The following is a 13,604-nucleotide window of genomic DNA, read 5'->3' on the forward strand; positions in this document are numbered from 1 at the left end:
CAACTATGTATTCAGCGCTGATTTCTGTAGAAGAATTTTTCTACCAAAAGCATGATGTAGTGACACCCCATTCAAATTTATGGGGTGATTTTAATTTGAGTTTAAATGGGACTTTAGAACTCAATGTCGCAGAACAAACCTATCTGTCTCCACCAAGTTATGGTTTGTGGATTCCGCCGCAAACCGAACATTGTTGTACAGCTGTGGATGATCAACTGACGCATTACATCTGTATCCGTATTCATCCTCAGCTTTGTCAAAGCTTATCCCAAAGCACAAAGACTTTAAGTATTCGCCCTTTTTTACGTCATACCATTGAAGAAGTTTTAGAGCAGCAGAAACAAGGGATTCCATCATCTCCCTATTATCAACACTTATTAGAACTGTTGGTCGATCAAATCCAAAATAGTGTGTGTTATGAGCATTATTTACCGCAAACCAACCATCCCACACTCAAGCCTATTCTTGAGCATTTGTCGGATACAACACGCTTCCCCCAAAGCCTTCAGGAAATTCTCGATACTTTTCAGATTACTGAACGGCATGCACTTAGACTTAGCCAAGAGCACCTTAAACTTTCGCTGTCTGAATGGCGTAATCGCGCCAAGATTATTTATGCAATTTCATTGATCCAACAAGGCGTCTCAATTAAAAAAATTAGCTTAGACCTCGGCTATCAACATACGTCCAGCTTCATTGAGTTTTTTAAACGCTATACCCATCAAACCCCAGCACAAATGCGAAATCTTTAAGATTGGGGTATTTTTCAAGCAGCCTAATTCCGCTTTATTGATAAGTTTATATACAAAAATACTATAGAAAATTGCCTTAAAATTGTGCATTTTGCATCTTATGCTCTAGATTAAGCATATAACTTTTTGAATTTGTATATATTACCGTCAAATTCATAAGAATTTTAAATAATGAAGGGTTCGAATAAATGAAAAAATTACTACTAGCTACACTATGTGCTTCAGCGTTTGCTTTAACTGCATGTGATAAAAAACCAGCTGATTCAGCTTCAGGAACTGAGAACAAACCTGCTGCAGCTGCGGTTTCTTTAAGTACCAACAATACTGCTGATATCAAAAGCGATTTAACTGCACTTCAAACAATGTCTACAGCGAAAGCTAAAGAAGCATTGAACTTCCAAACAGAAGTGATGCAAGCTGCACAAAAGGGTGATAAAGATGCACTGAAAGGTGTTGTCGATAAAATGAAAACTTATGTGGATGGTTTCAACAAAGATCTTGATGGTTTAGCACTTAAAAGTACTGAAGTTGCGTCTGTACGTGACAAAATGAAAGAGTCAAATAACCTAGGCGTTGAAATGTCTGAAGCTGGTTTAGCGACTTCACCAGATCCACAAAAAATCATGGAACTACAAAAGAAAGGTACTGAGTTACAACAAAGCCTGTTAACTGAAATGCAAGCACTTCAAGCCAAAGCAAACGCTGCACCATAATCGATTAAATTTGATGCAGTTTTTAAAAGCAGATCCTATGATCTGCTTTTTTTATTACACTTATATACAAATGTAACTTGCTGAAATCTTGGAATATCGCTAAAACATTAGACATATTTCTAATCACTGTCTTTTGATTTTTAAGGATACCCCTATGAGCAATTCCGTTTATGACATCCCAGTCAATACCATCAAAGGTGAAGCGACGACCTTGAATCAATATCAAGGTAAAGTTCTTTTAATCGTTAACGTTGCATCTAAATGTGGCCTTACTCCACAATATGAAGGTTTAGAAAAACTATATACTGAAAAGAAAGATCAAGGTTTAGAAATCCTCGGCTTTCCTGCAAATAACTTTCTTGCGCAAGAGCCTGGAACAAATGATGAAATCGAGCAATTTTGCTCTTTAACTTACAATGTCGACTTCCCGCTTTTTGCTAAAATTTCAGTTGCTGGTGATGATAAACATCCACTTTATGACAGCTTAATTCATGCAATCCCTGAACGTATTGGTGAAGGTCCTTGGTGGAAAGACTTAGTCGATTATGGCTTAACACCAAACCCAAAACCTGAAGTCCTTTGGAACTTTGAAAAATTCTTAATCGGTAAAAATGGCGAAATCGTGGCACGTTTTGCACCAGATATCACTGCTGATGATCCACGAATTACATCTGCGATTGAAGCTGAATTAGCAAAATAGATTGAGCATTAAAAGCTCTATGCTTTAAATAAATTTTTATATTTTGCAGTTTTGATCGAAAATTTTATATTTTCGATCAAAATCCCTCTAGCTTTATTCACAATTTAAAATTTCAACCACCTTCAATGGCGTGCTAAAAATACACTCTTTTTTGCTTTTGTTTGAGTAGAAATGAATCTCTAAAGTTACAGACTGTATGTCCTTTGCAACAATCCTCAATCTCTACACTTTTGCAAATTATAGTGAATTCATAACCGATTAAATTACTTTTGGACAACGATGAAAAAGCTTTTACAAGGTGCGGTTTTGCCTTTTGTTATTTTTATTTCTGGCATGTTACTACTAGGCTGTAATCAAGCAGCTGAACAATCACGTCAACAAGATGACGCTCAAGCGATTGAAACTGCGCAAATGAGTGAGAATACATCCGACTCAAATAATAATAATCAATTAACAGCAAAAAGTACTGAAGATTTAAAACAAGGCAATATGTTTTATATCGCACGTGATGTTGCCAACGTACAGCTGAAAACTGGTGACTATGTTGAAAAATTACAACAAAGCCAATCTAATTTACAACAAGCGATACAATCACAAAATCAAGCTGAGCTGCAACAATCTGTCAAAACATTGACTCGTGAACTACAAGGCTTTAACACAGCATTGATTTCATTAGATTTAAAAAGCCAAGAGATTGATGGTATCCGCCAACAAGTGCTACAAGCCAATAAGCAAGTGCTTAACTCAGCACTGTTAAACGGTGATTTAGACATTTCAAAAGTTGATTTTAAGAAAATCGAACAACAAATGAATACCATCCAACTAGATATGCTTAAACTGGCAGGCATGATGATTCCTGGATCAAATACAGAGCAAGCCACTGAACAGAGTTAATTAGATTTGAACAGATCAGCCTTGGCTTGGCTTTGCGACATTACATGATCGATCTTGTCCTAGCGCGCGATTAGCATCTAACTTAAAACGAGCTTGAGCAGACTTATAACTTGCGGGTAAAAATAGCGTTAAACGGGTTTTATTCTTTCCAATGGATTCCACCAAGGTTTTTGATAAATAGGCCCCACCCTCTGTACGGGTAAACAAGGTTCCCATTTCTAAATCTCGTTCTAGTCGATTGTCGGTAAAGACAAAATCTTTTTCGCCAGTAAACGCAACACATTGCCCATAGGCCATTTTCAAATTTTTAAATGCGACAACATAATCGATATCTAATTCTGTTTCTAAACCATTTCCCACTGAATTTGCCACCAAACTTGCTTCAGTGGGTGCATTTGGTGTAGTGACAAATTGACTTTGACATGCTGAAACAGCACTCAGTAGAAGTATTGAAAATAAATACCGACATTGAACTAATTTTTTCATTTTAAGTTTATTGGTTTTCTACAACAATGAAGGGATTGTAGCAAAGTTCATGAACATGATTTAATAGCAGATTAAGCGTATTTTTGTAGTGTTTCATGCAACTGATTTTATTCACAGGCGTACAAGCTTCGGGTAAATCTACTTTTTATCAACAGTATTTTTACCATACACATCTACGTATCAATCTCGATATGCTAAAAACACGCCATCGTGAAAAGATACTGTTTGAAGCAGCTATAGCCTCTAAAACCAAAATCGTGATAGATAACACCAACATAAGCAAAGCCGATCGAGCCCGTTATATTCAACTTGCCAAAACTGCTGGCTTCGAGATCATTTCATATTATTTTGAAACGGATCTAGACAGCACTTTACAGCGTAATGCACAACGTGAGGGTAAAGCCAATATTGCTGAAAAAGGCGTTAAAGCCACCTTTTATAAATTAGAAGTCCCTAATTGTTCAGAAGGTTTTGATGCGCTGTTTAAAATAAATATGATAGAAAATAATGGCTTTTCAATTACTCTCATAATTGAATAAAAAATTTAATCTTGAGCCAACCGCCATGTTTTAAATGCGGTTTGCATCTGTTGTTGTATTTCTTTAGGTACCTTACGAGCGGCTATATTGGAAAAATCTCCACGATAGGTTTCAGCCACAATTGAATTTGCCAAATCTTCGATCGCAATTCGACCTTTGTTGTGATACGCCAGAATTTCTACTTCGGTTAAATAAATATCCCAACATGAAACAACAGAACTCATATCTACGGCTATACTGAGATAGTAGTCATCTTGCGTTTGATACAGTTCCCAAAATTGCGCTTGTTGGTCAATGAGGTGCATTGTCTTCTATATATCCTTTTTTATTGTTTAGATTATGCTAAAACTAGTCAGTGATGAAATATAACTTTAGCATGAGAACAACGAAGAAATTTAACCATGAGATTTGATGATCTAGATACACGATTACGTGTTTATGAAACAGCTTATGATTTCTGTGTACCACCAGAACAATATATCGTTGTGCGTTTGGATGGACGTGGCTTTACCAAACTCACCAAAGATATTTGGAAATTTGAAGCGCCCTTTGACCTTCGTTTTAGGGACTTGATGGTCGAAACAACAGCTCACTTAATGCAATGTGGTTTTAATATTATTTATGGCTATACACAAAGCGATGAAATCTCCTTACTGTTTCATTTAAAAGATGACAGCTTTAATCGTAAAACACGAAAAATTATTTCTATTTTAGCCGCAGAAGCCAGTGCAAAATTCAGTGTATTACATGGTGAGATGGCAACTTTTGATGCTCGAATTTGTATACTGCCCAATGCAAAAACTGTTGAAGATTATTTTCGTTGGCGTCATGAAGATGCTCATCGCAACGCACTCAATGCACATTGCTATTGGATGTTGCGCAAGGAAGGAGAAAATGTAAAAAATGCAACCGACCAAGTAAAAGGATTATCTCGCCAAGAGAAGCATGATTTACTCTTTAGCCGTGACATTAACTTCAATGAATTGCCATCATGGCAAAAGCGTGGCACAGGTTTATATTGGACAGAAATTGAAAAAAGTGGTTTTAATCCGAAAACTAAACAGTCGACAGTATCAACTCGTCGACACATTTTTAAAGACTATGAATTACCTTTGGGAGAGGATTATAGTCAATTTATACAAACACAATTTTTATTGGACACTCCCCAAGGATAAGTTTCTAGCATGATGAGTTGTTATAAATTTGAATCATCCATACATTAATTGCATAAAAAAACCACCCTCGCGGGTGGTTTTTCAATCTCAAACTGCGTCTTATAGCGCGCGGTTTTTGATTTTGCGGATGGTTTCCAACTGAGCAGCAGTTTCTGCAAGAGCAGCCAAAGCAGCAGCAGAGTCCAAATCGCTTTTTTGATTTGCAAGCAATTGTTCAGCATTTTTACGTGCTTCAAGAATTGCAGCTTCATCTAAGTTGTCAGCACGAACTGCAGTATCTGCAAGCACAGTAACAACATGCGGTTGAACTTCTAGAACACCCCCAGATACATAGATTAACTCTTCTGTACCGTTTTCAAGCAGAACGCGAATTGCGCCCGGCTTGAGCAAAGTGACTAACGGAGCGTGACCAGGCATGATACCCAATTCACCGCCAGCACCTTTTGCGATAAGCATTGTCACAGTGCCTGAGTACAAAGACTCTTTAACACTTACAACATCACATTGCATAGTCGACATGTGAATCTCCTAAATTAGAGTTGCTAATTAAAGCTTCTCGGCTTTAGCGATCACTTCGTCAATACCACCAACCATATAGAACGCTTGTTCTGGGATGTGATCGTATTCACCAGCTAGAAGACCTTTAAAGCCACGAATTGTTTCTTTAAGTGGTACAAGTTTACCAGGAGCACCAGTAAACACTTCAGCTACGTGGAACGGTTGAGAGAAGAAACGTTGGATTTTACGCGCACGGTAAACAATCAACTTATCTTCTTCTGCTAACTCGTCCATACCCAAGATTGCGATGATGTCTTTAAGCTCTTTATAACGTTGCAATACGTTCTGTACAGAACGTGCAATTTCATAATGCTCAGCACCAACAACAAGTGGATCTAACTGACGTGAAGTAGAGTCAAGTGGATCGATCGCTGGGTAAATACCAGAAGATGCGATGTCACGGCTCAATACTACAGTTGCATCTAAGTGAGCAAATGTAGTTGCAGGCGATGGATCTGTTAAGTCATCGGCAGGTACATATACCGCTTGGATAGATGTAATCGAACCAGACTTAGTCGATGTAATACGTTCTTGAAGAACACCCATCTCTTCTGCAAGCGTTGGTTGGTAACCTACTGCAGATGGCATACGACCTAAAAGAGCAGATACTTCAGTACCAGCCAATGTGTAACGGTAAATGTTGTCAACGAACAACAATACGTCACGGCCTTTACCGTTTTCATCTTTCTCATCACGGAAGTATTCAGCCATGGTCAAACCAGTTAACGCTACGCGTAAACGGTTACCCGGTGGCTCATTCATCTGACCGTAGACCATTGCTACTTTGTCAAGAACGTTAGAATCTTTCATCTCGTGGTAGAAGTCATTACCTTCACGAGTACGCTCACCAACACCAGCAAACACAGATAAACCTGAGTGAGCTTTCGCGATGTTGTTGATCAATTCCATCATGTTTACAGTTTTACCAACACCGGCACCACCGAATAAACCAACTTTACCACCTTTAGCAAACGGGCAAAGTAAGTCAATGACTTTAATACCAGTTTCTAAAAGGTCAGTAGAAGCAGCTTGTTCAGCATAAGAAGGTGCTTGACGGTGAATCGGCAAACGCGCTTCAGTCGCAACTGGACCAGCTTCGTCGATTGGGCGACCAAGAACGTCCATGATACGACCTAAACATGCAGTACCTACAGGTACAGAAATAGGTGCACCAGTATTAGATACGTTTAGACCACGTTTAAGACCTTCTGTAGATCCCATTGCGATGGTACGAACTACACCATCACCAAGTTGTTGCTGAACTTCTAAAGTAGTTTCAGTACCGTCAACTTGGAGAGCGTCATAGATCTTAGGAACGCTATTGCGTTCAAACTCGACGTCGATAACCGCGCCGATGATCTGAATGATACGACCGCTACTCATTGCTGTCTCCTCAATTCAAAATAATGTTAAACGGCAGCGGCACCACCAACGATCTCAGAAATTTCCTGAGTAATCGCGGCTTGACGCAGCTTGTTATAAATGAGTTGTAGGCTCTTGATAAGATCACCTGCGTTGTCAGTTGCAGCTTTCATTGCAACCATACGAGCAGACTGCTCACATGCGATGTTTTCAATCACACCTTGATAAACCATAGACTCAATGTAACGAACCAATAAACCATTTAAAAGCTCTTCAGCTTCTGGTTCATATAGATAATCCCAACCATATTGACGGTTAAGATCCTCGTCCGTATCAGCCGCAGCTAAAGGAACAAGTTGTTCAATTTTTTGGTTTTGAGTCATGGCATTGACAAAGCCGTTTGACACAAGATAAATACGATCTAACTCGCCTTTATCAAATGCATCTAACATCACCTGTACAGAACCAGTTAACTGTTCAAGACTTGGAGCATCACCTACTTGCGTAGTTGCGCCAAGTACTTTACCGCCGTAGTTTTTAAAAAACGAAACCGCTTTTTGACCAATTAAAGCAAATTGAACTTCAATTGACTGCTCTTGTTGCTGTTGTACGTGTTTTACCACTTTTTTGAACAAGTTAATGTTCAAACCACCAGCAAGACCACGATCTGAAGAAACAATGATATAGCCAACGCGTTTTACAGGGCGTTCAACCATATAGCGATGTTTGTATTCAGGATTCGCTTGGACCAAATGAGCAATTACACGGTGCATATTTTCGGCATACGGACGGCCCTGAGCCATGCGCTCTTGCGCACGACGCATCTTAGAAGCTGCTACCATTTGCATCGCGCGAGTAATCTTTTGCGTGCTCTTGATACTAGCTACTTTGGCGCGAATTTCTTTTAAATTTGCCATACGCTTAACCTAGTATTCGAAAGCCCTTTCGAGCTTCCGAAGGTTGATCCGTGAACCAAACCATAACTAACAACAACATACATTGAAATTAGTAAGTTTGAGTCGCTTTAAAGCTTTCAATACCTGCTTTGATTGCAGCTTCGATGTCTTTGTCGTAGTTACCAGTTTCATCGATGTTTTGCATTAACGCAGCATGTTCTGAACGGAAGTAAGAAATTAACGCAGTATCAAAGTCTACGATTTTCTTCACTTCAACGTCAGCCATATAGCCTTCGTTAGATGCATAAATTGAAACAGCTTGGTCAGCAATTGAATATGGAGCATATTGTTTTTGCTTCATTAATTCAGTTACACGTTGACCATGTTCAAGTTGCTTACGAGTTGCTTCATCAAGGTCAGAAGCGAACTGAGCAAATGCTGCCAATTCACGGTATTGCGCCAAAGCAGTACGGATACCACCAGACAATTTTTTGATGATCTTCGTTTGAGCAGAACCACCAACACGCGATACAGAGATACCCGCGTTCACAGCAGGACGAATACCTGCGTTGAATAATGATGTTTCTAAGAAGATCTGACCATCAGTAATCGAAATTACGTTTGTCGGTACGAATGCAGATACGTCACCCGCTTGAGTTTCAATAATTGGCAATGCAGTTAATGAACCAGTTTGGCCTTTAACTTCACCATTAGTGAATTTCTCAACATAGTCAGCAGATACACGAGAAGCACGTTCAAGTAGACGTGAATGAAGATAGAACACGTCACCTGGGTAAGCTTCACGACCTGGTGGACGACGAAGAAGCAATGAAATTTGACGGTAAGCAACAGCTTGTTTAGACAAGTCATCATAAATGATAAGTGCGTCTTCACCGCGGTCACGGAAGTACTCGCCCATTGTACAACCAGCATATGGAGCAAGATACTGCATTGCTGCAGGATCAGCTGCAGCAGCTGCTACAACAGTTGTGTACGCCATAGCGCCAGTTTCTTCAAGCTTACGTACTACGTTTGCAATTGTTGATTGTTTTTGACCAATCGCAACGTATACACACTTAATGCCTGATTGTTTTTGAGCAATGATCGCATCGATCGCCATTGCTGTTTTACCAGTTTGACGGTCACCGATGATCAACTCACGCTGACCACGACCAACAGGGATCATTGTATCTACTGATTTATAACCAGTTTGTACAGGTTGATCCACTGATTGACGCCAAATTACACCTGGTGCTACTTTTTCAACAGCATCAGTAAGTTTTGCATCAATAGGGCCTTTACCATCAATCGGGTTACCCAAAGCATCTACTACACGGCCTAAAAGTTCTGGACCAACCGGAACTTCTAATACACGACCTGTGCAACGAGCTTTTTGACCTTCTTGAAGGCTTAAGTAGTTACCTAAGACAACGGCACCCACTGAATCCTGTTCTAGGTTCAGTGCCATACCAAATAAGCCGCCGTCGAATTCGATCATTTCACCGTACATTGCATCAGCAAGGCCGTGAATACGCACAATACCGTCGGAAACCATAACAATGGTCCCTTCGTTCTTAGCGGTCGCGCTGGTGTCCAGATCGCCGATACGCTGTTTAATGAGCGCACTGATCTCGGATGGATTCAGTTGTTGCATTGCGCTATACCTCAATCTTTTTAAAGTTCAGTCTTCTTTAGACGTAGTTATTTTTAACAATTACGCTAGAAGACGAGTCCGCATTTTTTCAAGCTTGCTAAGCGCAGAATCATCTATCACTTGGTCGCCTGCACGAATAACAACACCAGCAATCAATGCTGGATTTACTTCAACTGTAACTTTCACAGCGCTGTTCAAGCGTTTTTCTAACGCATGAGCCAACTTCTGTTCTTGTACTGAATCCAATGGAAAAGCGGATTCAATCACAACATCTACAGTGTTGTTATTTTGCGATTTGAGTTGCTCAAATTCTGTGTCAATTTCAGGTAACAATGCTAAACGGCCATTGTCTGCAAGAAGTGTCAAAAAGTTTGACACAGCCGCAGTTTGTTCATTACCTAAAACTTTCGCAAAAAGATCAACCTGCTCTGCAGGTGTCAACTCAGGGCGATTTAAATAAGCGGAGAATGCTTCATCTTGCACCGCAGCACTGAGCAGTTGTAATGCATTTGACCAAGCGTCAGTTGCATTTTGCTCAGATGCATAAGCAAATGCTGCTTTAGCGTATGGGCGTGCCAACGTCAAGAATTCAGCCATATTCGCCTCTCTTAAAGTTTAGCAGCCAGCTGATTCAGCATGGCATTATGAGCTTCTGCGTCAACTTGTTGGTTCAGAATTTTCTCTGCACCAGCAACTGCAAGAGCAGCAACTTGTTGACGTAATTCTTCACGAGCAGAATTGATGTCTTGGTCAACAGCATCTTTCGCTTGTTGACGAATACGCTCACCTTCAGCAGATGCTTGAGTACGCGCTTCTTCGACCAATTGTGCCGCACGACGGTTCGCTTGTTCGATCAATTGAGCCGCTTGTGCTTTCGCCGCATCAATTTCTTGCTTAACTTGTGCTTGTGCATCAGCAAGATCAGCTTTCGCTTTCTCTGCAGCATTTAAGCCATCAGCGATTTTACGCTGACGCTCACTAATCGCATTGATTAGTGGTGGCCATACAAACTTCATGCAGAATGCGACAAATATCGCAAATGCAATCGCTTGGCCAAACAATGTGAGGTTGATATTCATTGCAAATTCCTCAAATAGTGAATTTCGGAATTAAGCTGATTAACCTACAAATGGATTAGCGAAGATGAAGAACAAGCCAATACCAACACCGATCATAGGCACAGCATCAAGAAGACCTGCGATTAAGAACATACGAGTTTGAAGTTGTGGAGCCAATTCTGGTTGACGAGCAACAGCTTCAAGGAAACGGCCGCCTAAAAGACCAAAACCAATCGCAGTACCTAAAGCACCAAAAGCGATCAAGATAGCAGATGCAATTGCAACTAGACCTAAAGTGAGTTCCATGATAATTCCTCAGAGGTTAGGTTTATACCAAATTAAAGTAAAAAAATTATACCTAACCACCGGATGACAGTTAGGCAATACCATTAATGTTTTTCGCTTGCCATGCTCAAGTATACGATTGTTAGCATCATGAAAATGAAGGCTTGCAATGTAATAACAAGAATGTGGAAGATAGCCCAAGGCACAGACAACGCCCACTGGATCCAGAAAGGTAACAACGCGATAAGAATGAAGATTAACTCACCCGCATACATGTTACCGAATAATCGGAGTGCCAATGAAATTGGACGTGCAAGGAATGTTACTAATTCTAGAATTAAGTTCACTGGAATCAATAACGCTTTTGCAACTGGGTTACTTGGATTAAATGGGTTAAGTGCCAATTCACCAACGAAACCGCCGATGCCTTTTTCACGAATACTATAGAACAAGATCAACGCAAATACAGACAAAGACATACCAAGGGTAATGTTAGGGTCTGTAGATGGAACAACCTTGAAGTAAACGTGGTGAGGGTCCATACCAAATACGTTTGCACCAATCAATTGAGCTGTATACGGAATCCAGTCAACAGGAATTAAGTCCATCGCATTCATGAGGAAAATCCACACGAAAATGGTCAAGGCTAAAGGCGCAATTAAACGTGATTTACCATGAAACGTATCACGAACACTTGAGTCAACAAACTCGATAATCATTTCGATTGCAGACTGGAACTTGGTAGGAACACCAGAGTTTGCAGCTTTCGCTACGCACCAGAATATCAAACAGAAAATCACACCAAGGCCAATTGACCAACCCATTGAATCCAAGTGGATAGCAGTGAACCCCATCTGTTGAGCTTCTGCACCACTTTCAGCCAATTTCCAAGTACCATCTGGCATTTTGCCATAGGTCATATTGGTCAAGTGATGCTTGATATACTCGGTCGAAGTCAGGGCATGTTCTTCAGCAGCCATAAATCACACCTGGTCAATGTCAAATAATAAATAGAGTTAACGAATATCGCGTGCTGCATGATATCTCGTTAATCCCCAAAAAAATTTTCAATTTCTGCTGCGCTTATACTCGTTTTTGTTGTCGTGCTACCCAAAAAGGTGCAATCCACGACATCGCTTGAACGAGAATAAAACCACAAAACAATGCCACCGGAGATAACGGTTTGACATTGCATAAAATTAAAATGAAACCAACGATCACAATTGCAAATTTGCCCATTAAGCCTCTATACATGTTCGAAAGAACCTGTTTTGAAGCACGTGCCCCTGCTGCTCGAAACGACTGCCAAGAAAAATAACAACTGGCAAGCCAACATATCAGTGCACCTAACGCTGCACTCAGAGCCGCAGTCGAGTCTTTCAAGACCCACGCTACCAAGGCTGAAACAGGAATCATAAACGCTTGCAAATAGACCAAAGCTTTTGCTAATCGTCGGTCAATCAAGCGACTAGTTTGGCTCATTTTTTATCCACTCACAGCATAAATGCTTGACAAGTTTAGCTGATGATCGTTTTTAATCGCAGGCATTATAGAGTTACACCCCTGAACATGCAATCTTTTCCCGACCTTAGTCGTGTTTTTTTCGATATACAGGTTGCTTTGCATATGAACAATTGTTGATTAATTTTTGCATCATTTCCGTGCATTAAGTACGCAAGCTTGTGTTTGTTGAGCCAAAGTCTGCCATGCAACCACAAAATCTTGTTGTTTAGCCAAAGTTTCGTCTACCGCTTGAAATGAAATTTCACCCAATTTTCGGTACTGACTTGGACTTGCGCTGCCTTCTGCCAGCAAGCACATTTTTTTGTAAGGTCTCGTGTCATTTAAAAACTTGATTTGAGTCACAGTCGGCGCAACATGCGGATCATCTGTCATCGCACCTGCAAATTTTAAGTTTAATGAACGTTCTAAATATTGGTAAGCATCATGATAAGCCCAGTATGGGCGTGCACTACCAGCACTAATACTTTTCTGTGAAACGCGCAGCATTTCACTGGCAAACTTCTTCGCATTATTCCAATATGCTGCTTTATTTTCTGGATGTTGTTGTGAACGTAAGGCTGCAATAAAAAAACCGATACGTACAGCATTATTTGGATCTAGCCACACATGTGTATCAATCGTATCTTTCAGTGCAACACCTTTTGGACTTCTTAAAGGAAGTGCTTGGATAATGCCTGAATTGAGTATTGAAATCGCTTTCGCATTCTCGCCTAAAACTTTTTCCAAAGGCGCTTCATGTTCTTTTCCCAGCCAAATCACCAATGAAGCGTCCATAATCGTTTTGCGATTATCTGGTGTAAGTTGCACATCATGCCCCGTTTGATTTCCCAAAAGTAAAACAGGCTCTTCTACGCCTTCTGTTATTTCTTTTGCAATCAAATAAATAGGATGAGTTGACACCACTAAAGGCGCTTGAGCCCAAGTGACACTAATAAATAATGCACATAAGCAAAAGGCGATAATGCGATTCATGGGAGTGTATTACCAAAAAAAATTTATGTTATAGTA

General features: G+C 40.1%; 18 protein-coding genes. 6 read left to right on the top strand and 12 right to left on the bottom strand.

What is annotated here, in order from left to right:
- Positions 1 to 5 precede the first annotated feature (5 nt).
- From ACZ5QH_RS21855 to ACZ5QH_RS21870, 4 genes are all read left to right on the top strand, one after another.
- Complete coding sequence (locus ACZ5QH_RS21855; RefSeq protein WP_105714233.1) at positions 6 to 752, top strand: helix-turn-helix domain-containing protein; 747 nt, start codon at positions 6 to 8, stop codon at positions 750 to 752.
- A gap of 188 nt (positions 753 to 940) precedes the next feature.
- Positions 941 to 1,465 carry a hypothetical protein gene (locus tag ACZ5QH_RS21860; RefSeq protein WP_004723410.1) on the top strand — a complete coding sequence of 175 codons (525 nt, stop codon included), beginning with the start codon at positions 941 to 943 and terminating at the stop codon, positions 1,463 to 1,465.
- 154 nt (positions 1,466 to 1,619) lie between these two features.
- The gene (locus tag ACZ5QH_RS21865) at positions 1,620 to 2,165 is read left to right on the top strand and encodes a glutathione peroxidase (RefSeq protein ID WP_004723411.1); all 546 of its coding nucleotides are present in this window, start codon (positions 1,620 to 1,622) and stop codon (positions 2,163 to 2,165) included.
- Positions 2,166 to 2,444: 279 nt separating this feature from the next.
- Complete coding sequence (locus tag ACZ5QH_RS21870) at positions 2,445 to 3,059, top strand: hypothetical protein (RefSeq protein ID WP_303577764.1); 615 nt, start codon at positions 2,445 to 2,447, stop codon at positions 3,057 to 3,059.
- A gap of 15 nt (positions 3,060 to 3,074) precedes the next feature.
- On the opposite strand, the gene ACZ5QH_RS21875 is transcribed toward ACZ5QH_RS21870, so the two are convergent.
- A complete protein-coding gene (locus ACZ5QH_RS21875) occupies positions 3,075 to 3,545 on the bottom strand; it encodes a hypothetical protein (protein ID WP_303577763.1) in 471 nt (156 codons plus the stop codon).
- A 95-nt stretch (positions 3,546 to 3,640) separates the two neighbouring features.
- On the opposite strand from ACZ5QH_RS21875, the gene ACZ5QH_RS21880 reads away from it, so the two are divergent.
- Positions 3,641 to 4,084: an ATP-binding protein gene (locus ACZ5QH_RS21880; protein ID WP_303577762.1), complete on the top strand. Its 444-nt coding sequence runs from the start codon at positions 3,641 to 3,643 to the stop codon at positions 4,082 to 4,084.
- Positions 4,085 to 4,089: 5 nt separating this feature from the next.
- Here ACZ5QH_RS21880 and ACZ5QH_RS21885 read toward each other — a convergent pair whose 3' ends face one another.
- Positions 4,090 to 4,389: a hypothetical protein gene (locus tag ACZ5QH_RS21885; protein WP_303577761.1), complete on the bottom strand. Its 300-nt coding sequence runs from the start codon at positions 4,387 to 4,389 to the stop codon at positions 4,090 to 4,092.
- Between the two features lie 96 nt (positions 4,390 to 4,485).
- Here ACZ5QH_RS21885 and ACZ5QH_RS21890 point away from each other — a divergent pair, with 96 nt between their 5' ends.
- Positions 4,486 to 5,259 (top strand): tRNA(His) guanylyltransferase Thg1 family protein, encoded by a 774-nt coding sequence (locus ACZ5QH_RS21890; protein ID WP_004823707.1) that lies wholly within the window; start codon positions 4,486 to 4,488, stop codon positions 5,257 to 5,259.
- Between the two features lie 99 nt (positions 5,260 to 5,358).
- Here the strand turns inward: ACZ5QH_RS21890 and ACZ5QH_RS21895 are convergent, their stop codons facing one another.
- From ACZ5QH_RS21895 to ACZ5QH_RS21940, 10 genes are all read right to left on the bottom strand, one after another.
- Complete coding sequence (locus tag ACZ5QH_RS21895) at positions 5,359 to 5,778, bottom strand: F0F1 ATP synthase subunit epsilon (RefSeq protein WP_004823705.1); 420 nt, start codon at positions 5,776 to 5,778, stop codon at positions 5,359 to 5,361.
- Positions 5,779 to 5,805: 27 nt separating this feature from the next.
- A complete protein-coding gene (gene atpD, locus ACZ5QH_RS21900) occupies positions 5,806 to 7,200 on the bottom strand; it encodes a F0F1 ATP synthase subunit beta (protein WP_004723420.1) in 1,395 nt (464 codons plus the stop codon).
- Between the two features lie 26 nt (positions 7,201 to 7,226).
- Complete coding sequence (gene atpG, locus ACZ5QH_RS21905) at positions 7,227 to 8,096, bottom strand: F0F1 ATP synthase subunit gamma (RefSeq protein WP_004723421.1); 870 nt, start codon at positions 8,094 to 8,096, stop codon at positions 7,227 to 7,229.
- 88 nt (positions 8,097 to 8,184) lie between these two features.
- A complete protein-coding gene (gene atpA, locus ACZ5QH_RS21910; protein WP_004723422.1) occupies positions 8,185 to 9,729 on the bottom strand; it encodes a F0F1 ATP synthase subunit alpha in 1,545 nt (514 codons plus the stop codon).
- 60 nt (positions 9,730 to 9,789) lie between these two features.
- Positions 9,790 to 10,326, bottom strand: a complete 537-nt coding sequence (locus tag ACZ5QH_RS21915) for a F0F1 ATP synthase subunit delta (RefSeq protein ID WP_004823704.1) — start codon at positions 10,324 to 10,326, stop codon at positions 9,790 to 9,792.
- A gap of 11 nt (positions 10,327 to 10,337) precedes the next feature.
- Positions 10,338 to 10,808 carry a F0F1 ATP synthase subunit B gene (locus tag ACZ5QH_RS21920; protein WP_004723424.1) on the bottom strand — a complete coding sequence of 157 codons (471 nt, stop codon included), beginning with the start codon at positions 10,806 to 10,808 and terminating at the stop codon, positions 10,338 to 10,340.
- Positions 10,809 to 10,847: 39 nt separating this feature from the next.
- Positions 10,848 to 11,093, bottom strand: a complete 246-nt coding sequence (gene atpE, locus ACZ5QH_RS21925) for a F0F1 ATP synthase subunit C (protein ID WP_000424060.1) — start codon at positions 11,091 to 11,093, stop codon at positions 10,848 to 10,850.
- Positions 11,094 to 11,176: 83 nt separating this feature from the next.
- Entirely contained in the window at positions 11,177 to 12,052 is an 876-nt protein-coding gene (gene atpB / locus ACZ5QH_RS21930) for a F0F1 ATP synthase subunit A (protein WP_004723427.1), read from the bottom strand.
- Positions 12,053 to 12,155: 103 nt separating this feature from the next.
- Positions 12,156 to 12,554, bottom strand: a complete 399-nt coding sequence (locus ACZ5QH_RS21935) for an ATP synthase subunit I (RefSeq protein ID WP_004723429.1) — start codon at positions 12,552 to 12,554, stop codon at positions 12,156 to 12,158.
- A gap of 171 nt (positions 12,555 to 12,725) precedes the next feature.
- On the bottom strand, positions 12,726 to 13,568 hold the full coding sequence (locus tag ACZ5QH_RS21940) for a metal ABC transporter solute-binding protein, Zn/Mn family (protein WP_004823702.1): 843 nt from the start codon (positions 13,566 to 13,568) through the stop codon (positions 12,726 to 12,728).
- Positions 13,569 to 13,604 lie beyond the last annotated feature (36 nt).

The sequence above is a fragment of the Acinetobacter sp. Ac8 genome (assembly GCF_055392545.1).